This is a genomic window from Exiguobacterium mexicanum (genome assembly GCF_005960665.1).
Taxonomy (GTDB): Bacteria; Bacillota; Bacilli; order Exiguobacteriales; family Exiguobacteriaceae; genus Exiguobacterium; species Exiguobacterium mexicanum_A.
Genome location: NZ_CP040676.1, coordinates 503013 through 526519 on the forward strand (window position 1 = coordinate 503013; position 23507 = coordinate 526519).

A 23507-nucleotide genomic window follows, 5' to 3' on the forward strand; every position below is an offset into this window, starting at 1 on the left:
TTTTGTCGTTTTTTGTCATGCTGAATTCACCTGTTCTATAAAAGTGAAAAGATAAACATTTGAAGGAGGTGATATATTTTATAAGGATTTAATTCGAATAGAAAAAGGCGGCAAGAAAATGAGAATCATGAAATCGAAAATCGCTATGCTTACATTCATTATGTGTCTAGTGATTGGAACATTTTCGTTCTATCCAATGGGCGAAAGTGTGCACGGAGCAACAACGTATAATATTGATCCTTTTAGCAAGGACAGTAAAGTAATCACCGGGCAAGCAGAGCCAAACACTCAAGTTCAGTTAAACGTGGACGGTCAATTAGTGAACCTCCAAACGAATACGACGGGGCAGTTTACGTATACCCTTACTAACAAAATGACGAGTTCGGAAATCCATTTGTATCAAATCACAAAAGAAGGTTATGCAGAATGGAAGTGGACTGCATACGCTTCTGAGGATTTATCGACAAATGTGCATCCGGCACAATATCTTGGAATCTACAATAATGAAATGAAGTTCTCAGCACGAGATGATCATACGATTGTAGCCATTTATGACGGGCGTTCTTACAGTGGGATTAATAAGTTGTCTATTCCGCTAAAAGCAGCCCAAGAAGTGAAGTTTTATTCACAGTACAATGGCAATCGTAGCACCACAACGACGGTTCAAAACGTGAATGATAAACCGAGTTACTTGTTCCAATCCAATCTGTTTGACTATGGCTCGGGTTACATTACTGGGAAAACAGTTCCTTACTTGAAACTCAAATTTGTAACAGGGGCAGGCATGGAATATGAATTTACAGCCGATGAAGATGGTGATTTTCACAACTATGTCCCTTTACAAGAGAAAGAAGTATTAGACGGTTTTAATTATAAAATTGTTGAGCCTACGACAAATACAGAACTAGTAGGACCAACAATGGTAAAACCGTTTCAAGCTTCAGCTGTAATCCCGTTTTATTCGTTAAGTGAATTCAATATTTATGATTTAACAGGATACACATTCCCTGATGCTGTTGTTAAGGTTGATGGGAAAGTAATAGCGACTTCCGATAGTATGGGAAGAATTTCGAACTATGTAGAAATTGGAAAATCCCCATTCCGTTTGATTGAGGTCATACGTAATGGAGAGGTGGTTGCTAAGTTCGAACGGGAAATGGCGTTTGACGTGAACCAATTTAAGTTTGAGGTCGTTAATCCAGTCACATCCGAACAAAGCAAACTAGTGGCGAAGACATACCCTAACAAAGACTTTGTGATTAAATATCAAAATCAACATTACGGTGAGCTGCACTCAACTTCAGATACACAAGGGGATCTTCAAATTGAATTGCCGAAGTTTCATTCTGGATCATATGACGTTTATGTGGTTCAACAAACTGGAGATTGGCAATTAATCAAATCGATAGAAATAGAAGACAAGCGACTATTACCGAGTCCAATCATTAAGACGATTGACAACTCTCTCTCGATTTCTAGTGATTTCTCGACAACATCTCAACTATATGTAGAGGCACAAATCGAGAAAAAGAATGGTGAGATTGAAGTCTACAATGAACCGATTGGCCCAGAAGGGAAGCAAGTCGATAAACTTCAAACTGGTGATAAATATAAGGTAAGAGTTTATGTCGATGAAAATCGTGAATCAAAGTTTGTTGAAGGAATCTTCAATCCGATTTCCCAGCCGACATTTGAGAATTTTATTGAAGGCGAACAAACGATTAAAGGTAAGACGGAGCCGAATGCAACGGTTAAGATACATGAATCTCAATACAATCTAAATGATTTCAATTTACCGGTTCAGCAATTAACGGCAGATTCAAATGGAAACTTCACCTTTGCTAAAAAGTCTAAGCTAGATTTACCAATTACTATTTCGGTTGAACGAGACAATCAATCTGATCGGGCTAACTTCGTGATTACACCTCAAGACATCACATCTCCAGTATTCACAATTTACAGAGAATTAATAATACCAGAAGAGTATCCTGAGATAAGTGTGAAGTCAGATGATGCTTTAAAAAAATTGAGTGTCTCTTATTATTCAAAGAGTAAATTACTTAAAACTAAAATTGTGGATATCGATAGTAAAAAATCATGGAAAGGTCAACGCTTTGTAGTTTTGTTCGATGATGAGGGAAATAAGACACTTAAAGAACTTGGAATCGATAAAATTGTTATCGAAGGGGAAAACGTGGCTGGATTAGTAGCGGAACCGACCACATTTATTGTTAAAGACACTACACCGCCTAACCCAAGAGGAATTAATCCAATTCTATATGGAGATCAATTCATAGCAGGCAAGACAGAGCCATTCACAAAAATTCAAATCGGAAGCGGGCACTTGGCGAAACTTACAACAGCAAATGCAGAAGGGTATTTTAAAATAGGGTTAGATTACCCGTTCTCGGTTCACTCAAGTTCGATTCGATTGATTATGACTGATTTGGCAGGAAATAAAGTACAAGAATATATTCGTGCCATGGATCATCGGGTCGGTGATATTCGAGTCAATCAAGATGGTTCGAAGATTTGGTTTGCTAACGAAAATCGGAAGTTGTCTTATCAACATTACCAAATCTATTTGAATGGACAAAAGTGGACCGGAAATGAAAATAGATACAACCCATACACTAGTCTTATTCAAACGAATAGAAAAGTATCGTTCCCGTTGGATGTAAAACTCATAATGAAAAATCCCGATGGCACGACTAAGTATGAGTTCTCAAAACGTTTGACTGGCCCATCTAAAGTAATCGCTCCAAATAAACTTGAATCTTCTAATAACAGAAAGAGTCTTACAGGATATGCAGACAAGTTCATTACAATCGATGTGTATGATACAGTGGGTAAAAAAGTTGGTACAAACCGTGCGGACAAAGATGGGAAGTTCGCGGTCGTCTTGTATCGCTATCCAGTAGCAAACGAAACACTTAAGGTTGTAGCCAAAGACGCATTCGGTGGAACTAAAACTTCGACGTTGAAAGTTAAGGATCGTGTAGCGCCGACGAAACCGACTGTCTCGACGCTCACAAACAAATCGACGTATGTGTCGGGGAAAGCAGAGAAAGGCGCGACCGTTTATATTACGTATAACGGACGCACATACACGACGAAAGCATCGAGTGGCGGTTCATATCGCTATAACGTGAAGACGACGAAGCCAGGAGCGACTGTCTCTGTACGCGCGAAAGACGCGGCCGGGAACATGTCGAGCACAGCCTCGAGAAAAGTCCTAAACACGTTCCGGACGTTCAGCGTCAACTCGGTGAAGTCGACGTCTAACATCATCACCGGAAAAGGGAATAAAGGGGCGACGGTCAAGGCGTATGTCGGGACAAGGCTCATCAGCAAGACCGCGAAAGTCGATTCAAAAGGAAACTATAGGCTGACAATCTCACGCCAGAAACCAGGCGTGACCGTCACCGTGAAGATGACACAGAGCGGGTATCAAGAATTGAAAAAGACGACACGCGTCGTCAAATGACACGAGCGGGCCATAGGGTCCGCTCGTTTTCTTATGTGTCGTTTCTTATGATGAACTTCACGATAACGTCACTCGAGTCTGTCGGGCAGACATGGTATAACTAAATATGTGAATTAATGAGCAAATGGAGGTTTATACATGAAACGATTTTATCTACTATTCGTCGGACTCATCCTGATCCTTTCTGCCTGCAGCCAAAGTGAGGCCGTCGAGTCGACGAAGCTGCATACATACACGAAGTACGAGCTTCCGCTCGAGGACAAGGTCGCGCTCGGGGAAGGCAAGCACGAGATCGTGTTCGTCTTCGACTACAGCTGCCCGTGGTGCAAGAAGTGGATGGAAGAGGTACTACCGGAGATCGAGGAGCGCTGGATTGACACGGGCGAGGCGACGTTCAAAGGACAGCCGCTTGTCCTGTTGAACGAACAGTCACAACTGCTCGCGAACGTGGATTATAACGTGGAACGGCTCATCCCGGACCGTTACTATGAAGTGCAGCGCGCCATCGGACACGACTCGGGGTCGGACGGCTTCGGGACGGAAGCCCATGTCCAAAAAATCGCCTCTGAGTTCAACCTGAATGTGGACGAACTGCTTGAGAACCACGTCGATATCGGCATCCAGAACTCACGGCTGTTCACGCGGGACTTAGGTGTCAAGTACGTGCCGACGGTGTACGTCGACGGCATCCAGCTCGTGGACGCGTTCAGCTTAGACGAGATGGAACACGTCATGGATGGAACGATCGAGGTCGGTGATCAAGTCGAACTCCCCGAGAACTAAAACAACCCCTCGTCCGGCGACGAGGGGTTGCATCATCAATTCTCGAAATACGGTTTGACGAAGAACTCGAACAGTTCGGCGTCGAGCAAGTATCGGTTCATGTAAAACGGATCGTTGTCCGGCGTGATCGGGTTCGGGCTCAAGATGAAAGCCTGCTCAAAACCGAGGTCTTGTACCGTTTCGGTGACCGCATCGCTCGTGTTGCCGAACGGATAGGCGATCGTCGTGACGCGCGTCCCGAGCTCTGACTCGATGGCGGCGACACTCGTCTCCAAATCTTGCCGCAGTTCGTCTTGCCTGTCTTCCGGCAAGAACACGGCGCCCCCGTCTTCGACATAATGCATGTCATGCGTATGCGTCCCGAAGTCGGCGAGTCCACTGTCCTGCATATCCTTCAATTCGGTCCACGGGGCGAGGTCCAAGTTTTGGAACGCCTCGCCGACGTGACCGGTGATGATGAACAGCGTGAACGGGATTTGTTTGTCTCGTAAAATCGGGAACGCGTTCTCGTAGACGGTATGATCGACGTCATCGAACGAGAGCCAGACACATTTGTCTGGGATCGGTTCGCCGGCAAGGTAACGTGATAGGTCAGTTTGCGTCGCGAAATGGACGCCTTCGTCTTGAAGCCATGTCATCTGCTGCTCGAACTCGTCGGCGTAGACGTTATAGCGAACCAGTTCGGAGGCGCCGGTCACGGACTCGACGAGCTTGTTCCATGCGTTCGGCCGTTTGACGCGGTGGTAATTGAGACCGAGACAGACGTTGTCTTTGGGGAGGAGCGCCGCATCGGGCACTTCTTCATGTGTCGTCGAGGACACATCATATACTTTCCAGGCGATGCCCCCAATCAATAGGAGCGCGAATATCCATTTGAAGTAGCGCATCATTTCAACTCTTTCACCGGGTTTTTCTCGAAGACGATGACTTTATCGGACTGGAGGCGATGGATGTCCTCGGGCTCCATCAAGTCGAGGGCGAGCCAATCGTCGAGCGTCGTGTCTTTCGGCATCTGACGCCGGTTGAGCGGTCCATATTTCCGTTTGTTGTACGTCCGCCAAATGAACAGAAGGAGAGCGGCGACGAACGAGGAGACGAGCCCGAAGAAGAGCAGCTCGCGGATGTCGGCGTTCGTGACGTTCAAGGCGGTCTTGAGGATGGCGATATAGCGGTCGTTCACGTTCAGGACGGCGCTCAAGAAGAACCACGTGACGATGAACGTGTAAAACCAGAACACGGCCGTGAGCAACAGCTCGATTCCTTTGCGGAACACGTTCTGTTTCGTCTTGACGAGAATCTCTTGCTCATAATCATATAACTCACTTACAGGCTGCTTCTCCGTGTCCCCCGGTCTGGTGAACTCCATGTCGCATAACCTCCTTTCACACGGGCCTTGATCGCTTTCGGCGTCGCCGCGATGACGACGAACGTGTTGAGCATCCAGTAGATGACCGGATACCAAGCGGCCCAAACGTAATATTTGAACACTTTATCGTAACGGGCGTCGTTCCAGAGCGAGATGATCAACTGGACGTGGCTGACGAGAACGAGCGCGAACGAGTTATAGGTGAACCAAATCAATAGATCTTGCATCGTGTCGGCCGTCACGAACAGGTACACCGTGACGATGAGCCAGGCGTATGCCCAGAGGACGCTGACGACCTGCTCGATATAGACGGGCCAAATCCGGCGCTGGCGCCAGTCTTTGAAGATGTCGAAGTGACGTAGGACGACTTCTTGTCCGCCTTGCGACCAGCGTACGCGCTGTTTCCAAATGCCGGAGATCGACTCCGGGACGAGCATCCAACAGAGGGCGCGCGGCTCGTAGCGGATGTCCCAGAAGTTCTTCTGGAGCTTCCATGAGACGGCGATGTCTTCCGTGATCATGTCGCGGTCCCAGAGCCCAACCGACAGCAATGCTTTCTTCCGGAACATGACGATGACGCCGGAGACGGTCATGATTTTCCCCATGACGCGCTGTGTGCGTTTGATCGAGCCGATGATCGACGAGTATTCGACGAGCTGCATCCGGCTGAGGAGCGTGTCGCGGTTACGGATGCGCGGGTTTCCGGTGACGGCCCCGACGCGTTCGCCGCGGTTCAAGAAGTGACGGACGAGATAGTACGGGGCTTCTTCGCTCAGGAACGCGTCCGAGTCGACGCAGAGCAAATACTCGGAGCGGGCGGCGTGGGCGGCCATATGTAACGCGTTCGCCTTGCCCCGGTTCTCGTGACAGTCGATGACGCGCAAACGCTCGTACTCATCGGCGAGACCGACGAGGATGTCACCGGTCTTGTCACGGCTGCCATCGTTGACGGCGATGATCTCAAAATTCGGATACGTGAGCCGGTCCAAGTACTCGATCGTCTCGGCAATCGTCTCTTCTTCGTTATAACAAGGAATCAAGATGCTGATGAGCGGCCATTCCCGCTCGTTCAAGTCGAGTTCTTCCTCTTTCTCTCGCGTCAAGCTGAACAAGAGGGCGCCCGAGATCCAAAACAGCGCCATGAAGAACGGATACCAAAACACGAACTGGGACAGTGGTTCGATCCAAGGTGCGATGTCGAGCCCGTAAAAAGTCATAATAGTCTCCCCTTATTTTCAAAAAAACGGTGTGATGCAAGTATGATAGCATCAAAAAAATACTTTCCCATCATTCTTAAAAAAGTTATGTGGCAACTGAAAAAAGCACTCGACGTCGCTGTCAAATGCTTTGTTGCTTGTTTTGTTTCTGTTGTCTGTCTTTGCGCCACTTCCAAACGAACAAACCGATGAGCGCGAGGACCGGGGCAGCGACCCATGGACGGGCTTCGATGATCGCGACGAGCTCGAAAATCGACAGCCATCCGCTGATCATGATCAAGATAAGCAGGAAAGTCTTGAGTCCACCTCGAATAGGAAACCAGTAGAACACGAACAGCGAAATCAAAAAGAAAGCGAGCAATCCCATGCGGTTATTCCTTTCTAGCCTCATTTTGACTCATTATAGCAGAGAATATTCACAGAGTGTTAGAGCCTTCCCTTGCTCGCCGCTTTTCGTTACTGTTAGGAGAAGACTATTGAAGGAGGAATTATCGTGAAATTTGGAATCATCGGCCTTGGCTATGTCGGACTGGCCACCCTGTGCGGACTGGCGAAAGCGGGGCATGAGGTCATCGGTGTCGAGAAAGATCAACCGAGACTGCTTCGTCTCATGAGCGGGGACGTTCCGTTCCACGAGCCGGGCATGGCAGATGTGTTACGTGACTATCCTGGATCGATCACGTTCACAGACTCGATCACCGACACAGAAACGGTCGACTACCTCATCCTTGCGGTCGGTACGCCGAGCAAGAGCGACGGCAGCTGTGACTTGACGTTCGTCGACGCGGCCTTGTCCGAGGTGAAGTCGAAACAAAAGATCATCATCCGTAGCACCGTGCCACCGGGGACGACCGACATGCTGTCGATCATGTACCCGGCCCACACGTTCGCCGTCGTCCCCGAGTTTCTCCAAGAAGGGCGCGCGCTCGCCGACGTGTTGAAACCGCACCGTGTCGTCATCGGCAGTGACAACTTCGAGATGTGCGAGGAACTCGCGGGCATCTATGGACGCCTCGGTGTCCCGCTCGTCTGCACGTCGCCGATTGACGCGGAGTTCATCAAGTACGCCTCGAACGCGTTTCTCGCCACGAAAATCAGTTTCATCAACGACTTGGCGCGTCTCGCCGACAAGGCGGGGGCGGACATCACGACGATCGCCGACGGGATGGGTCTCGACCCGCGCATCGGACGTTCGTTCTTGAACGCCGGCCTCGGTTACGGGGGCTCGTGCTTCCCGAAAGACATGCACGCGCTCTTGAACGTCGCCCACGAGAACGGGCTCGACTTGCCGGTCATCAGTGCCGCAATGCACTCGAACGACGCCCAGATGGGTTACGTCGCCTCGAAAGTCGAGCACAAGAGCGGCCTCAAGGTCGCCTTCCTCGGTCTCGCCTTCAAACCGGGTACGGACGATATGCGTGACGCACCGTCGGTCACGCTCGCTCGTCACTTGGCATTGCGTGAAATCGATATCATCGGCTATGACCCGCTCGCCAAGTGGGACTATCCACAGGCGATGACGGTCGAGGCGGCGCTCAAAGGAGCGGACGTCGCCATCCTCGTCACGGAATGGGACGAGCTCGTCAACTTGAAGCCGGAAGCTTTCGACGGGATGCGGACAAAACGGTTGATCGACGCTCGTAACGCGTGGAAATATGCACGCGACCCGGGTACTGTCCAATACGAAGGGATTGGCCGGATGCAAAACAAGGCGAATACGCCGTCATCGATGTGACGAGAGGCGAGGCCCCGCGGGGTCTCGCCTTTTTTCACGCCTTCATCTGTTCTTTCGTCGGGCCCATGACGCCAGGGACCGTGAGTCCCGCTTGACGGAGGAGCACCGTCATTTGGCCGCGGTGGTGCGTCTGATGGTCGATCATCATGCGCAAGACGGCACCGCGCGGTTGCTTCGCGCCGTGGACGTCGACTTCTTCGAGCAGGTACTCGTCCGAGAACTGTTCGGCCGCTTTCGCGATCTCATCGGCGTAACGCGCATATTGATCGGCGATCAGTGCCGCGTCGGTCGGTTGTGTCAAACTCTTCAGGGCCGACAGCCGGAAGCCGAGCAAGTTCGTGAAATAACCGAGCGCGGTCGTCACGTGCCAACCGATCCAGCCGAGTGAGTTATGACCGGGGACGATCTCCTGGCCGAGCGCCTCGTCGGTGACGGCGCGGAGCACGTCGAGCGTGCCGGTCGAGGACTTGGTCCAATCTTGTAGAAAGTCTGCTTTTGTCCGATACATCGAATTCCTCCTTGAGCGTTCTGATTCCAGTATAAGATATCGTCCAAGTCATTGGCACGCCTTATGATTTTGAAACATTTGGTCCATTTTTCTCGTACACTATAGAAGAAAGGGGGACACCTCTATGTGGGGACTCGTGATTGCAGCACTCATTTTATTCTTGCTCGGATTTGCCGTCCATCGCTTGGGCTGGCATTTCCTCATCTCGGGATATAACACGATGAAGCGTGAGGACAAGGCGCGCGTCGACATCAAGGCGGTGGCACGATTGCTTGGCTTCATGTGTTACGGCATCGCAAGCATCTTTCTCGTCATCGCTGCCATCGACATGTCTGGTCTCGACATTCCGCTCGAGCCGTTCTTCCTGCTCATCGTCTTGCTCGTCGTCGTCACGCTTTGGCGCAGCCAAAAGTATGACGGGAATATTTTTGATGAGCGCGGGAAACTTCGTCCCGGCGGCAAAAAACGGCTCATCCCGCTCGTCCTCGTCTTGACGCTCATCTTGGGTTTTGTCGGAGGTCTCTTGTTCTGGTTCAACCAACCGACCGAGGTGACGTTCACCGACTCGGCGCTCGTCATCGAGGGCAGCTACAGCGAGACGATTCTGTACGATGACATCGAAACCGTCACGTTGACATATCGGCCAAGTCTCGACCGCCGGACGAACGGTGCCGCCGTCGGTTCACGCTTGGCCGGTCACTTCCGGACGACAGGCGGGGAGGACGTGCTCGTCTTTCTCGACCGGGACATCGAGGCCGCCGTTCGCATCGACTGGAGCGGCAAGCCGATCTACGTGAACGTGGAGTCGAACGAAGCGACGGAGGCGTTGTATGAGGAGGTACGATTGAAATGACCCAACCCTGGTACACACGTCATATGCCGTTCTTCTTCTTGACGTTTTTGTTCGCGCCGCTGACGTTACTGCTTCTCGTCTGGCGCTGGGAGAAGTTCGAGGGACACGAGCGAGGCGTCAAGCTGTTCTTCGCCATTGGGATGACGATGTTCATCGTGTTCGGTCTGTTGCCGCGCGGTTCGCTGCCCGTCATCTTGCCTGTCATCGGACTGTTGATCGCGCTGAAGCTCGTCTTCAATCTCCTCAAACGAAAAACCGGCTGACATGTGTCAGCCGGTCGAACGGGGCTCTCGCTTAGGCGAGACGGCCTCTTTTTTCATTCACCCACGCCTCGAACGCAATCGTGTCGAGGGCCGGGGCGTAGTAGTAACCTTGGCCAAGCTCGACGCCTTCGGCGAGGATGCGATCCAAGTCTTGCTTCGTCTCGATCCCCTCGGCGAGCGAGGTCAGTTCTTGTTCGCTCGCGAATCGGGAGACGGCGCGGAGGAACGACGTGCTGTCCTTCGCTTTTCCGCTGACGTACATGCGGTCGATCTTCACTTCTTGGATCGGTAAGTGCCAGATCGCTTCGAACGAGGCGTAGCCGGTACCGAAATCGTCGATCGACAGGCAATAGCCGAGGTCGGCGATATCTTCGAGCCGCTCAAGCTCGTTCGTGTGTGACATGATGTCGGCCGACTCGGTCAGCTCGATCTTCAACCGATCCGGGAGCCATGGATACGTCTCGACCAAGTCGCGCAGCTTCGTGACGATCGACGGGTCGACGGAATGGGCCGACAAGTTGTACGACAACGAGATGTCGGCGAACGGGGTATCGCGCCAGGAAACGAGCTGTTGCACGACCAAATCAAGGATCGAATGCGATAACCAAAGGATTTGATCGGACCGCTCGGCGATGCGGACGAACTCGTTCGGCGGCACGTAGCCGATGTCCGGGTGCTGCCAGCGTGCGAGCGCCTCGGCCCCGACGACACGGCCCGTCTTCAACTCGACTTGCGGCTGATAGGCGACGGTGATATGGCCTTGTTCGATCGCCTCCGGGAGCGCCTGTTCGATCAAGGCGGCCCATTGGAGCTGGGCGAGGATGCTCGAGTCGTACCAGACGAACGGCGTCCGCGTCTCTTTGGCGTGTTGGAGAGCCTTTGTCGCCTCGAACAGGCAGTCGTTATAGTTCGGCGTCGTATGGGTCGCCCCGATTTGAAGATGCACGGTCTGGCGTTTCTGGTTGATCAACAGCTCGGTCGGGAACAGCTCCAGCAACTCGGTCTCGTCGACGTTACGGAGCCCTTTCACGTACAGCATGAGCGTATCGTCACGGTAGCGGCCGAACAAGTGGTGCGCGTACTTCTCGAGCCGGTCCTCAACGTGCCGGGCGAACTCGGTCATGAGCAGGTCGGCATACGTCGGGTCGTACCAGTCGACGAGGTGATGGAAATCGTTCAGTTTGATCAACAGGAACGTGCCTTCGATGTCTTGTTTCTCCCACGCGCGGAGGAAACCGTACTCGTTATAGAGCTCGGTGGCGAGGTCGAAGCGGACGAGCCGGTCGACTTTGCGCTCACGCTCGACACGCTCGGTCTCATCTTCGAGGATGAGGTAATAGGTGAGCGTCTCGCCGCGTTTGAGCGGGATGATCTTGACGTTCAAGAAGCGGACGTGCTCACCTTTCAAATGCAAGATGAACTGGGCGCTCGTCCCGTTCTCCGTCACCCCGGCGAGCGCCTCGCGCAACAGGCGGCGTCCCGTGTCGGTGAACAGTTGGTTGATCTCATATAAGTTACGTTCCCCGAAGAACTGGCGGAACACATCGTTTCGTTCGATGAAGTCGTACGTGTCATCGATCAAGGCGATGGCGAGTCCCGTCTCGGAGAAGAGCGACGACCAGCGCTCATGATACCGGAGCAGGTCGTCCGATTGTGTCTCGAGCGTGTGCACCGTCGAGTGGACACTGACGGCAATCTCGCGGAGTTCGTCCTCGATGCCGCGGAAGTCATGGTTCGGCGGGAATGATTCCGCGACCGGTTCCGCGCTCGGGTCGATGGCGAGGGCACGGGCCTTCAAGTGCGCCAAGTCGTGGGCATACATATTGCGTGTGTAGCAGAGGGCGAGCAGAAGACCCGCCGACAACAGCATCGTGATGAGAAGGGCGGCGATGGCGAGCGTCCCGTAACGGTCACGCTCGGCCATGAGCGTGTCATCTGCCGTCGACCGCACGGTTTGAAGGGCGGCGTGTGAGTCCTCATAGAAGCTCGTCCCGTTGACGTAACGGGCCTCGAGCGTCGAATTGGCGGCCGTCACGCGTCCGAGTGCGAGCGCGCTCTCGATCAAGTCTTCGACCGATTTGGTTTTCAGCGACGGATCGGTCGCGACGATGTCTTCGATCAGCCGAGCCTCGTTCGCGATCGTCGAGACCTCGAAGTCGAGCTGGTCTCGGTTTGGTGTCTCGGCGAGCAGATTCGTCACACCTTCGACGAACGCCATCTGCATCCGCATGACGGCGTCGGTCAATTCATAGGCCGTGTTCGCCTGGGCGGTCCGCTCGAGACCTTGGTAGAGCCAGCGCCGATTGATCGACGCGATGACGTCGAACGGTACGGCCTCGAATCGGCTCGACCCGTCTTCGTTCAACGTGTCCTCGAGCTGTTCGGAGAAACGGAGCAGGGCGTCCCGTTCCCGTTCATCGACCCCGGTCTCGAAGTCGTCGAGCAGTTGAAGATTGTATTGGAGCGCCCGTTCACGGTACGGGGCCGACAACAGGGCGGTCGGTTGCTCGGAGTTCGTCTCGTACAGTTTGGCCGCGTGATGCAAGACGAGGTACGACTCGACCCCGGCCAAGTCGGAGGCATGGTTCAAGTCGCGCACCGTTTCATCGACGGCGACGTGCTTTTCTTTCCAGTAATAGCTCAGTCCGAGCCCGAATAACAATACGCCGATGAGACAAGCGACGGCGAGGGCCATCGTGTAAGTTCGGTACGGAATTTTAGCGAATCGATTATTTCCCATCGGACACCTCCTTCTTTCTCTTCCCATTCTATCTTTCGTGTTCGAGTCTTTCGAGGGAAATCCTGCCCCACGAAAAAAAACCCGACAAAGGTCGGGTCTTCCAATGCGCCGAAGGTCACGGTCGTTTGTAGCCGATGACGCGTGATTTCCAATATGGCTCTTTGCTGATCGTGTTGTAGCCGAGTCCGTACGTCCCGGCATGGATGAACGTGTCCGAATCGATCATGATGCCCATGTGTGACGGGCCGGCCGTGTACGTGTTCTCGAAGAAGACGAGGTCGCCCGCTTTCGGGACGAACGTCTTGCTGAGCTGTGTCCCGAAATAAGATCCGGACCAATACGTGGCGACGTTCGTGCGGGGCACGCTGTAGCCTGCCTGATTGTAGGCGTAATAGATGAGTCCGGAGCAGTCGAACCCACCGTTGGCCGGGTTCGAGGACGCCCAGATGTAAGGCGTGCCGACATATTTTTTGGCGACCGCGATGGCGGCAAGACTCTTCGCTAGTCCATCAGACGAGCCTGACGGTGCCGTCGTAGAACCTTTCGGCACCGCTTTGACGTATGAAGCCGCGACGAAACCGGTCGTGTTGCCGATATAGATTTGATGCCAGCCGTTCGACGTTTGGACGACCCGGAGCGTCTGTCCGGCCGTGACGCTGCCGATGACGGCAGAGCTTGTCGAGGCCGAGGCGCGGACGTTGAGCGATGGCGTATTGACGACATAGTCGAACGATTCGTTGCCCGCACCGCCGTCTCCGGCGTTCGGAGTGACCGGCGCGCTCGGTGCCGTCGTCGTCTGTTTCAAGTAGCCGGTGCTGACGTAACCGCTCTTGCCGTTATACGTGACGTACACCCACGTGCCGCTCTGTTTCGTCGCTTTGACGGTCGTGCCGTTCGGGATGTTCGTGACGAGGGCGTAACCGATCCCTGGGCCTTGACGGACGTTCAAATTCGCCGTCGTGACGTAAGACTGGTTGATGCTCTCTTCTTTGATGGCCGGTTTCGACGGTGCGACCGGTTGGCTCGGCGTCGAGGCCGCTTTCGTTAAATATGTATTGGCGACAAATCCGGTCTTCGTTCCGTATTTGACGTGGGACCAACTGCCCTCAATGCTCAACACGGTGACCGACTTGCCTTTCGGGATTGTGACGAGCACGCTTGAATTCGTTGATTTCGAGGCACGAAGGTTCAAGTTGGCGGTCGTCTTTGACGTCGTCGCTGTTGTCGGAGCCATTGTGCTCGGTGTGGCCGGTTTGACGGATGCGGTCGTCAAGTAGCCGTTATGTACCCAGCCGGTCTTTCCGCCATAGCTAACTTTCGTCCAAGCGCCGCTTGTTTGGATTGGACTGAGCGTCTTGCCTTTTGGAATCGTGATGAGCACTTTATGTGATGTACCTGCGGCGAGGCGCATATTTAAATTGGCCGTTGTAACGGTACCTGGTCCTGGCGTGGCCGTCGTAGCGGCGGGTTTTACTGTGCTTGGCGCGCTCCCACTCAATTTAAGCGTCTGGCCAATGGCGAGACGGTCAGAGCTTAAGTTGTTGCTTGCTTTCAACTGGGCGACCGACACGTTGTGCGTTTGGCTGATCGACCAAAGTGTGTCACCGGCACGGACGACGTGTGTGCTGGCTGCTGCGACTTCGTCGGCCTGGGCGATGATGCTTACGGCGGCGATGGCTGCGAATGAGTACATGAGGCCGGACTTAGGGGACATGGGGTCACTTCCTTCTCTTCAATTTCAATTGACAATTATCGACAGGTAAAACGATACAAGTTTATTGTAGGGTTTACACATACGGCAAGCAATGGTAGAAATGGCTCAATCAGTGGATTCCGTTGAAAATAAGGTCAATAATTTTGGGCGTGGACGAAGAAGAAGTACTAAAGAAACAGGGGAATCGAAAATTGACTTTCTGTTGAATTTTGGAAACCTATTTATATATCTTTTCGTGCTATCATGAATGCAAAACGTTTGAATGAGAGTAGGGGACTTATGAACGAGGGGAACTTTTCAACACAATCATATCGCAAACATCAAGAGAAACTGTTCGAACTCGTCCGAATGCCAGAGGTGACGGAGGCTGCGGTACGGCAAGCGCTCTTATATATGTGCGAGGTCGTCTCCGATATGCTCAACGTCGATACGGTCTCGATTTGGCACTTTGACGAGACGTACGCATCGATCAGTTGCCAAGTCGCCTATTCGAAAGAGAGTGGCCCGAGTGAACCGGCATTGACGGTCATGCGTGGGGACGCACCTGTCTACTTCGACGCCCTGCGGACGAACCGGGTGTTGCCGTTTGAGAACGTCCGGACCCATGAGTGGGTGAAGGACTTGTACCAGCAACATTTCGTGGAAGGGCAGCGGGTCTACTCGATGCTCGACGCGCCAATCTATGCGAACAATCGGGCCAAAGGGGTCATCTGTTGCGAGACGTTTGAGCCGCGACAATGGACGTTTATCGAGGAATTGATTGTCAGCACGCTGTCCGATTTTATCGCCATCCTTTATCTCCGGCTCGACCGCCAAGAGATCGACGACCATCTCGCCAAGCTCGCCTATACGGATGAACAGACCGGACTCATGAACTTGAACGGCTTCATCGAACGCGTGGACGCGCTCCGGGAACAGACGCCGCATCAGCTCGGGTCATTGATTTATTTGCGGGCGGACGAGTTCCGTTCCGTCGAGACGGCAATCGGCATCCAGCGCGCGGACGACATCGTCATCGAACTGGCGGAACGCCTCCAACAAGTCGTCGATGCGTCGCTCTTGGCGCGCGTCTCTCAATCTGGCTTCCTACTCTGGACGCCTTACGGCGACCGCATCAAAGTGAAGGCGCTCGCCGATTTGATTTGTGAGACGGTGACGAGTGAGCCGTTCGCAGTCGGGGAACTCGATGTCGTCTTGACGATGAGCGCCTTTATCTCGATCGAGGACAAGTCACGTTCGACGCTCGAGATGATGGATACGACTCGGATCACGGCCAATGAGCGTCACGTGCAGCGTGGAGGAATCGCTTTTTACGAAGAGGAGATGAGCGAGAAGGCGACGGCACGCCTGACGCTTGAGATGAACCTCCGTAAAGGGCTCGCCTTGAACGAGTTCACACTCTATTATCAGCCGAAGATCGAAGCGGCGACCGGAAAACTGAATGGATTTGAAGGATTGATGCGTTGGATTCATCCGAAACACGGGTTGATCCCACCGCTCGACTTCATCCCGATCGCCGAGTCGACGGGCGTCATCATCGCCCTCGAGGAATGGGCACTCGCCGAGGCATGCCGTCAGTTGAAAACGTGGCACGCCTCGGGACGGATGTATCAACTCGCACTGAACTTGTCGGCTCGTCATTTTCTATCGGACGGGGTCGTCGAGAAGTTGGGCCAAATCGTCAAAGAGATGGATGTCTGTCCGAACTATTTGACGTTCGAGATCACCGAAAGCGTCGGGATGGAGAATCAACAGCACGTCATCGAACGCTTCATCGCCTTCCGGGAACAAGGTTTCTCGATCTCGATTGACGACTTTGGGACCGGATTCTCGGCGTTCGTCTATTTGAAGCACTATCCGATCCACGAGATCAAAATTGATCGTCAGTTCATCCAAGTGACGGACAACGACCCGACCGGAAACGTCATCGTCCAGTCAATCATCGAGCTCGCTCGTGGGCTCGAATTGAAGACGGTGTGCGAAGGCATCGAGACACCGGAACAGCTCGACACGCTCCGTTCGCTCGGTTGTGACGAGATGCAAGGCTACTTGTTCTCACGTCCGCTCCCGGTTGACGAGCTCGAGACGTGGATTGAGGATTATGACACAACGAAAAAGGATTCGCTCCGTTGAGCGGATCCTTTTGAATGGACCGCAGACATGTTACGTGTCTGCGGTTTTTTTGCCGCTCGCGTCAGGCCGGCAACTCGATGCGAATCGTCGGTCGTGTTCGTGCCCCGGTAGTAGCGCTCGAAGATGTACGGCAGTTCGTTCGCGTCGATGCCGATACCGTTCATTGAGTCGGACGTGCACGATTCGGCCCCGGCGGCAATTCCTCTCCCACTTATCGTCGGGCTGTGCCCGGGACACGATTGAAGTAGGGGGTATCCTTGCCGATTAAAGATGAAATGAGGCGTTCACTCGAAATCGACTTGCTCTGGGTAACAAGCGTATAATTAAATCACGAACACTTGAGAGAAAGGAAGCGGGTTATATGTTTGAGCAACTGACGATGAAAAAAGAACAACTGGATCAAAACCGACCGCTGCCGACATATACGCTTCAAAGTTTGAGAGCAAAACTCTTTTTAGAATGGACATATAACTCGAATGCCATTGAAGGAAATACGTTGACAATCAACGAGACCAAAGTGGTGTTGGAAGGTATAACGGTTGGCGGGAAGACGATGCGAGAACATCTAGAAGTGATCAACCACCAAGATGCCATTTCCTACGTCGAAGAAATTGTTCGACGTGAAGAGCCGCTGACGGAGTGGCAAATTAAAAATTTGCACCGTCTCGTCTTGAAAGGAATTGATGATGCGTATGCAGGCGTCTATCGGGCCAGCAAGTGTTTATTGCCGGAGCCGCTCATGTGCCGCCGCCTCCTTATCTCATTCAAGAACAGATGGAGCAGCTGATAAATTGGTATGAAACAGAGACGAATACGATGCATCCAGTTGAACGGGGTGCTTTATTACATGCTAAGTTCGTGGGGATTCATCCGTTCATTGATGAAAATGGTCGTACGTCTCGGTTATTGCTCAATTTGGAGTTGATGAAGTCCGGTTATCCGCCTGTCGTCATCAAAGTCGAAAATCGCCTGAGTTATTACAATGCGCTAGATCGGGCGCATACGACAGAAATGTACAACGACTTTATCAATCTGGTCGCTACAGAGGTCGAAACATCGCTTGATTTATATTTGAGCGCCATCGCCCCTCGTCCATCCAAAAACAGCCCTTCCTGAATCGTCAGGAAGGGCTGTCTCATGTCCGCTCATTCATGCGGCAGTTTGGTTTTTAATTCTAACTGGAGTATGTACGCCAATTCTTTATGGGCCAACTCGGAGAAGTTCGTCTTTTTGACGTGTGTCCGGGGCCGTAGTCCGCATTCCAATGCGATGTCGACGATAGTCCGAATCTGATTTTCCGTATAGAAGCGCTTGCGTCCCATCGTGAACGGGGTCGGTGGCAAGACGCCGTCGGTTTCCCATTTGATCAGCTGTTGCTGGCTACGGGGAATCCCGGCGACATGAAACGCACGGCTCAGTTCTTTTAGTGGATAGACGGTCAATGGGCGTTCGTTGTACAGGAGCGGCTTCGCGTTTTCGGGGCGATAGTCATCCCAGTCAGTCGCGTAAAACGTCAGGTCGGTTTGGTCGAAGTCGAGTTGAGCGGAAGGAATAGGGGTGTTGAGTGCGAAGTCTAAGCTGTTCATCTAGAGTATCTCCTTCTTCAAGTCAAACTGGTCATTTCGAAAATGCCCTCCTCCGTATAGTACCCCATTTTCAAGTAATTAACTGTCAGTTTTTTCAAAGTGGGGAAATGAATTCGTGGGACTTTAGGCGTGTTTTCAAAATTCGGTTGACGCCTATTAAGATACCCTAATTGGTATGTAAATTCAAGGAATAAAGCCGATTCTAGACGATGAATGGCCTTCATTCAGAATGGGTCTATAGTCGTTACAAAAAGGTAACAAGGAAATATGAGCAAACATTCACCAACTTCGGTTAATAGGGGCGAAGGAGGTGAGACATATGGCAGTGTATCGAGAATACGCAAGCGTCTTTTATCTTGACACGAAGCGGCTCGTTGACGGCAAAGAAAAGCGTCAGCTCGTCCGGTTCGGTCCACTCGGTGCGCGGATGGAGACCGAGGAGATCAAGCAGTTCGGTGATCTGTTGATCCCGCTTCTTGCGGTCGAATCCGCCGCATACGTCGTGTCGCGTGAGTTCCACGTGACGTTCTAATTGGAGGAACCCCTGATGCGTGTATCGAAGCGTCCCGCCGGAGCCTTGTCCGATGAGCGGGTGGGCCCATGAGCTGGCCCGAACTCATCTCGAATCTCGGCTTCCCGATCGTCGTCTCGCTCTATCTGCTCCACCGGATTGAGACGCGCCTTGAGCGCATGATTCAATTGCTCGAGCGTCTCGACTCGACCTATCCATCCGAATCGTAATCCATCCCTGAAAGGAGCCATCCCCCATGGCCGTATTGACTGAAAAGAAAGCGACGCTCGTCTTGACGACGCACCATGATTTGAACAGCTTGAAACCGACGAAGAAAACGCAGCGCTTCGGTCCGATCCGGGCGGCGCTCACGGCTGACAACGCCGAGACGTTCGGTCACCTCATGCTCGACTTGACCGAGCAAGAAGATTTCACCGTGTCGGTCGTTCGCGAATACGACGTCGTCTAATCACACCCACATACAAGGAGGACTAACCCATGACTGAGACTAAAGTAGAAATCGCATTTTTGGACATGTTCAATAAAGTATCGCGCTTCCGTTTGAATAACGTGAAACAGCCGGTCGACGCGTTGAAAGTGCAAGCGCTCGCCGACTTCATGGTCGCCAACGATCCGCTCGGCAAGAGCGTCGTCAAATGGACAGAAATCAAGATGATCGAAGGCACGCAAACCGTGTTGAACGTCCAATAACGAGTCAAGAGATGACTGAGTTTTCAGTCATCTTTTTTTATTTTGGTCAATTCCCTTTAGATTCCTCGACGTCAAGACGATATAGGAAGAAACGTTGCACGCGAGAGGGGAAGATACATATGTCAGTGAAACAGAAGTGGAAGGTGTTGCGGAACCGTTTAAACGTCCGGCGCTTTCAATGGAAACCGAAACGACGAAAGCCAAGCACGCGTGAAGGGAAGCGGGTGACCGGCACGAACCTGACCATCCGTCAAAAGCTGTGGGGACTCGTCATTCTCGCGCTCCTCATGGTCGCAGGTGTCGGCGGCTACTCGCTCTTGTCGCTCGCCGATGCGAACCGTCAAGGCGATGACATCGTCAACAATTGGAACAAAGGGCTCGACTACGCCCACGAGCTGAACACGCTCGCGGCGAACTATCGCGCGCTCGAGCTCGAACACATCGTGACGGACGACACGGCCGCGAAAGAAGAATTGATGTCCGTGATGAAAGAGATTCGGACACGGATTAATGAAATTGCCCCGAAATATGAACAGACGGCGACAGGTGAGACGGACAAGGAGCTGTTCGCCAACTTCAGCCGCCAGTGGGAGATGTATCAACGCGTGTCGGACAATATGCTGATTTTCAGCACGTCCGGCAACAACGGTATGGCTCGCTCGTATTACGATGCCCAGTCCCAATCGACATACGATAACTTCACGCAACGCCTGACCGAGCTCGTCGACTACAACTCGGAAGGTTCACAACGTGTCGGCGCCGACATGGAACGCGAGTTCGGGCAGTCGCTCATCGCACTGCTTGTCGTGACGATCGGAGCGTTCGTCCTTCTCTTGTTCCTCGGACTGAGCTTATTGCGTTCCATCATCAAACCGATGCGGGTGCTCCAAGAGAAGTTTGACGAGTTGGCCTCACAAGGCGGAGACTTGACGATGGCCATCCCGGTCACATCGAACGACGAGATCGCGCAAGTGAGCCGCTCGTTCAACACGTTCCTCGCGACGCTACGCGACATCATGATTGACGTCGACAAGACGGCAAAAGTCGTCCTCGTCTCGTCAAAAGAAGTGGCAGCGGAAGTCATTGAACTGAGCCGTTACATGGAAGAAACGTCAGGCACGGTCGAGGAATTGACGGCCGGTATGGAAGAGACGGCCGCGTCCTCGCAAGAGATGAGTGCGTCGACGACCGAGATGGGCAGTTCCATCGATTCCATCGTCGACTTGTCGAACGACAGCGCGACGACAGCGGGCGACGTCGAACGTCGCGCTCACGCCATGCGTGAACAAGCCGTTGCATCGAAGACGGAAGCGAACGCCATCATCGAACAGAAACGCATCGAACTTGACGAGGCGATTAAAGGGGCGCAGTCGGTCGAACAGATTCGTGTCCTGACGAGCGCCATCTTGACCATCGCCGACCAGACGAACTTGCTCGCCTTGAACGCATCGATCGAGGCGGCCCGGGCCGGGGATGCCGGTCGCGGCTTCGCCGTCGTCGCCTCGGAGATTCGTAAGCTCGCCGAGAACTCGCGCCAGACGGTGAACGAGATTCAAGCGGTATCGCATACGGTCATCGACTCGGTCGCCCGGCTCAACACGAGCTCGGCCGATATGTTGACGTTCCTCGATACGAAAGTGCTCGCCGATTACGACCGGCTCGAGGAGTCGGCCACGCAATATGAAGCGGATGCGACCGTATTCGGGGAGACGGCACAGACGTTCGAGACGAACGCGCTCCAACTTCGCCATATGACCGACAGCATCCTCCACGTCATCCAAGAAGTCGCGACGACCGTGACGGAAGGGGCGGACGGGACGCAATCGATTTCGGAGAAAGTCCAACTGTCCGTCGAGCGGTTCAACGACGTCCAAACTCGGATGCACGAAACCGAACAACAAGCGATCGAACTTTCGAATCGCGTGTCACAGTTCAAGTTATGAAACGAGGCCGCAGCCGTGAGGAGCTGCGGTTTTTTTGTGACAATAAATGGAACATAAGACTCGTAAATAAGGTCAATCCATTAAAATAATTGGAAACAAATGTGGAAAACCGTTTGCACAAACCGATAGAAATCATGTGATTCCAAAATTTGATAGAAATAGAGGTGTGAGAGGACGCGTTCCTCGAGAAGATGAAAAAAAGGCTAAATCAACTCACATTGACGCAGAAACTGTTTGGCGGGATCGGAATGATTCTTTTACTCGTCGTAATCGGGATGGGTTACAATCTGATGGCGCTGAACGATGCGACGAGCCGATATGAAGAAATGATTTCATCAGATGTCATGCGGATGAAGGCGGCCGATGACTTATCGTTAGGGATGGTCCGTCAGGCGTATGGCCTGCGTGGTTATATTCTTGAACAAGAGCCGGCCCGGCTTGAAGGAGAGCAGCAAGGGTCAGAAGAGAAAAAAGAAGCAATCAATGCCTTGTTAGAACTTTCGCCTTCGACAGAAGAGACGAAAGAACTAGAGAACTTGATGTCATACGCATTAGGTTACGATGACTTAGCACAACAGTTGATTCAAGCAATCGACGCGGATGATCAAGAAACAGTGGACCGACTCGCGCTCCGGTTGTTGCCGGATGTGACGGCATCAATCATTGAGTCAGGAGAGACGATGCAAGCCGAATCGGAAGCCGCGATGTTGGCGAAGCAAGCGCAGCTTGAGAGTCGAGGTCAAAGTGCATTGATATACTCTGCAGTGATCGCCGTCATCATTTTCGTACTCACGCTCGGCGCCGGCTACTTCCTCCAACGCATGGTCACGGTCCCGCTTCGCAAACTATCGGACGAGGTCGGCATCGTCGCCGACGGTGATTTGACACGCGCTGACCTTCAAGCGCTCACGCGCGATGAAATCGGCGAGTTGATGCTTGGCTTCAACCAGATGAAAGGCAATCTCCGCGAACTCATCGATGAAGTGAGCCGGAACGCCCAAGAAATCACGGCGCAGTCGGAAGAACTGTACGCGAGCACAGAAGAGATGTCGTCGCAGACAGAGGAGACGACGCGGATGATTGAACAAGTCGTCGGTGAGACGGTCAACCAGGCGGCGGCTGCTTCGAAGAGCGGACAGGCGGTCGCGGCGGCCGATGAAGGCGTCGAACGAATCGCCACGTCGATCGGGACGATCAGCCAAGACGTCCAGACGAGTTTGAAGCTCGCCGAACGCGGGGAACAGACGATTCAACAAGCGAAACAAGAAGTGCTCGCCCTCGAATCGGAGACGGTCGTGACCGGTCAATCAATCACGGCGTTGAAACAACAGTCAGATGAGATTGCCCTCATTACCGAGGTCATCCAGTCGATCACCGACCAGACGAACCTGCTCGCCTTGAACGCGGCCATCGAAGCGGCCCGGGCCGGGGAGCAAGGGAAAGGCTTCGCCGTCGTCGCCGAAGAAGTCCGCAAGCTTGCGGAACAGTCGAAACAATCGGCGTCCCAAATCGCCGGCTTGATCGAATCGATTCAAACGCAGTCGAATGCGGTGCTCGAGCGTCACGCCATCAGTGCCCGCCGCGTCGAGACGAACACGGCGCTGCTTGAAGAAGCGACGTCGTCGTTCCAACAAATCGTCGGGCAATTGCACGCCTCGGTCGAGAACACGGAACAGATCCGGGTCGCCTCGAGCGAGATCGCGACGACGACGAAACAAGTCGCGACAGCGGCAATCCATATGGCGAGTGACAGTGAAGGCACGGCCGAGACGATGCGTAGCGTCGGTGAGACGGCCGACGCCCAGCTCGCGATGATTCAAGAGTTGAACGGTGTCGCCGAGTCGCTCGGCAATATGACCGGAGACTTGCAGACGCTCATCGGTCGCTTCCAAACGTAATGTGGACCGTCCTTTCCTGTCCGGGGGAGGACGGTTTTTGCGTGTTCCAAGGATTGAGG

The 23507-nt window shown here is 52.9% G+C and carries 21 protein-coding genes and 1 pseudogene; 14 read left to right on the forward strand and 8 right to left on the reverse strand.

Annotation, left to right across the window (positions count from 1 at the left end):
- Positions 1-118 precede the first annotated feature (118 nt).
- Both FED52_RS03065 and FED52_RS03070 read left to right on the forward strand, forming a co-directional pair.
- The gene (locus FED52_RS03065) at positions 119-3487 is read left to right on the forward strand and encodes an Ig-like domain-containing protein (RefSeq protein WP_138858908.1); all 3369 of its coding nucleotides are present in this window, start codon (positions 119-121) and stop codon (positions 3485-3487) included.
- Positions 3488-3625: 138 nt separating this feature from the next.
- Positions 3626-4270: a thioredoxin domain-containing protein gene (locus FED52_RS03070; RefSeq protein WP_138858909.1), complete on the forward strand. Its 645-nt coding sequence runs from the start codon at positions 3626-3628 to the stop codon at positions 4268-4270.
- A 35-nt stretch (positions 4271-4305) separates the two neighbouring features.
- Here the strand turns inward: FED52_RS03070 and FED52_RS03075 are convergent, their stop codons facing one another.
- The 4 genes from FED52_RS03075 to FED52_RS03090 form a co-directional block, all read right to left on the reverse strand.
- Positions 4306-5157: a polysaccharide deacetylase family protein gene (locus tag FED52_RS03075; protein WP_167491761.1), complete on the reverse strand. Its 852-nt coding sequence runs from the start codon at positions 5155-5157 to the stop codon at positions 4306-4308.
- Positions 5157-5636 carry a poly-beta-1,6-N-acetyl-D-glucosamine biosynthesis protein PgaD gene (gene pgaD / locus FED52_RS03080; protein ID WP_138858911.1) on the reverse strand — a complete coding sequence of 160 codons (480 nt, stop codon included), beginning with the start codon at positions 5634-5636 and terminating at the stop codon, positions 5157-5159. Before pgaD ends, FED52_RS03075 begins: the two co-directional genes overlap by 1 nt.
- Entirely contained in the window at positions 5594-6853 is a 1260-nt protein-coding gene (gene pgaC, locus FED52_RS03085) for a poly-beta-1,6-N-acetyl-D-glucosamine synthase (RefSeq protein ID WP_138858912.1), read from the reverse strand. The genes pgaD and pgaC overlap by 43 nt, the downstream gene beginning before the upstream one ends.
- A 121-nt stretch (positions 6854-6974) precedes the next feature.
- Positions 6975-7220, reverse strand: coding sequence for a hypothetical protein (locus tag FED52_RS03090; protein WP_138858913.1), 246 nt, complete (start codon positions 7218-7220; stop codon positions 6975-6977).
- A gap of 126 nt (positions 7221-7346) precedes the next feature.
- On the opposite strand from FED52_RS03090, the gene FED52_RS03095 reads away from it, so the two are divergent.
- The gene (locus tag FED52_RS03095; RefSeq protein WP_138858914.1) at positions 7347-8588 is read left to right on the forward strand and encodes a UDP-glucose dehydrogenase family protein; all 1242 of its coding nucleotides are present in this window, start codon (positions 7347-7349) and stop codon (positions 8586-8588) included.
- A 34-nt stretch (positions 8589-8622) separates the two neighbouring features.
- On the opposite strand, the gene FED52_RS03100 is transcribed toward FED52_RS03095, so the two are convergent.
- Positions 8623-9096 (reverse strand): DinB family protein, encoded by a 474-nt coding sequence (locus FED52_RS03100; protein ID WP_058764471.1) that lies wholly within the window; start codon positions 9094-9096, stop codon positions 8623-8625.
- A gap of 124 nt (positions 9097-9220) precedes the next feature.
- Here FED52_RS03100 and FED52_RS03105 point away from each other — a divergent pair, with 124 nt between their 5' ends.
- Together FED52_RS03105 and FED52_RS03110 are read left to right on the forward strand one after the other, a co-directional pair.
- Positions 9221-9949 carry a DUF3784 domain-containing protein gene (locus FED52_RS03105; protein WP_138858915.1) on the forward strand — a complete coding sequence of 243 codons (729 nt, stop codon included), beginning with the start codon at positions 9221-9223 and terminating at the stop codon, positions 9947-9949.
- Positions 9946-10212, forward strand: a complete 267-nt coding sequence (locus FED52_RS03110; protein ID WP_034778955.1) for a hypothetical protein — start codon at positions 9946-9948, stop codon at positions 10210-10212. Before FED52_RS03105 ends, FED52_RS03110 begins: the two co-directional genes overlap by 4 nt.
- 31 nt (positions 10213-10243) lie before the next feature.
- Here FED52_RS03110 and FED52_RS03115 read toward each other — a convergent pair whose 3' ends face one another.
- A complete protein-coding gene (locus FED52_RS03115) occupies positions 10244-12952 on the reverse strand; it encodes an EAL domain-containing protein (protein ID WP_138858916.1) in 2709 nt (902 codons plus the stop codon).
- A gap of 115 nt (positions 12953-13067) precedes the next feature.
- Complete coding sequence (locus tag FED52_RS03120) at positions 13068-14666, reverse strand: C40 family peptidase (RefSeq protein WP_240731295.1); 1599 nt, start codon at positions 14664-14666, stop codon at positions 13068-13070.
- 279 nt (positions 14667-14945) lie between these two features.
- On the opposite strand from FED52_RS03120, the gene FED52_RS03125 reads away from it, so the two are divergent.
- The 3 genes and pseudogenes from FED52_RS03125 (at position 14946) to FED52_RS03135 (ending at position 17915) form a co-directional block, all read left to right on the forward strand.
- Positions 14946-16799, forward strand: a complete 1854-nt coding sequence (locus FED52_RS03125; protein ID WP_138858917.1) for a sensor domain-containing phosphodiesterase — start codon at positions 14946-14948, stop codon at positions 16797-16799.
- Positions 16800-16813: 14 nt separating this feature from the next.
- Positions 16814-16966 carry a hypothetical protein gene (locus FED52_RS13840; RefSeq protein ID WP_167491763.1) on the forward strand — a complete coding sequence of 51 codons (153 nt, stop codon included), beginning with the start codon at positions 16814-16816 and terminating at the stop codon, positions 16964-16966.
- A 194-nt stretch (positions 16967-17160) separates the two neighbouring features.
- A pseudogene (locus FED52_RS03135) lies at positions 17161-17915 on the forward strand (Fic family protein).
- Positions 17916-17944: 29 nt separating this feature from the next.
- Here FED52_RS03135 and FED52_RS03140 read toward each other — a convergent pair.
- On the reverse strand, positions 17945-18385 hold the full coding sequence (locus tag FED52_RS03140) for a MerR family transcriptional regulator (RefSeq protein WP_138858918.1): 441 nt from the start codon (positions 18383-18385) through the stop codon (positions 17945-17947).
- Between the two features lie 319 nt (positions 18386-18704).
- On the opposite strand from FED52_RS03140, the gene FED52_RS03145 reads away from it, so the two are divergent.
- The 6 genes from FED52_RS03145 to FED52_RS03170 all read left to right on the forward strand — a co-directional run bounded on the left by FED52_RS03145 (position 18705) and on the right by FED52_RS03170 (position 23448).
- A complete protein-coding gene (locus tag FED52_RS03145) occupies positions 18705-18917 on the forward strand; it encodes a hypothetical protein (protein WP_029594867.1) in 213 nt (70 codons plus the stop codon).
- A 68-nt stretch (positions 18918-18985) separates the two neighbouring features.
- The gene (locus FED52_RS03150) at positions 18986-19126 is read left to right on the forward strand and encodes a YvrJ family protein (protein ID WP_016510821.1); all 141 of its coding nucleotides are present in this window, start codon (positions 18986-18988) and stop codon (positions 19124-19126) included.
- A 26-nt stretch (positions 19127-19152) separates the two neighbouring features.
- Positions 19153-19365 carry a hypothetical protein gene (locus FED52_RS03155; RefSeq protein WP_138858919.1) on the forward strand — a complete coding sequence of 71 codons (213 nt, stop codon included), beginning with the start codon at positions 19153-19155 and terminating at the stop codon, positions 19363-19365.
- Positions 19366-19394: 29 nt separating this feature from the next.
- Positions 19395-19607, forward strand: coding sequence for a DUF2922 domain-containing protein (locus FED52_RS03160; protein WP_021066376.1), 213 nt, complete (start codon positions 19395-19397; stop codon positions 19605-19607).
- Positions 19608-19726: 119 nt separating this feature from the next.
- Complete coding sequence (locus FED52_RS03165) at positions 19727-21550, forward strand: methyl-accepting chemotaxis protein (RefSeq protein WP_138858920.1); 1824 nt, start codon at positions 19727-19729, stop codon at positions 21548-21550.
- Between the two features lie 248 nt (positions 21551-21798).
- Entirely contained in the window at positions 21799-23448 is a 1650-nt protein-coding gene (locus FED52_RS03170) for a methyl-accepting chemotaxis protein (RefSeq protein ID WP_240731296.1), read from the forward strand.
- Positions 23449-23507 lie beyond the last annotated feature (59 nt).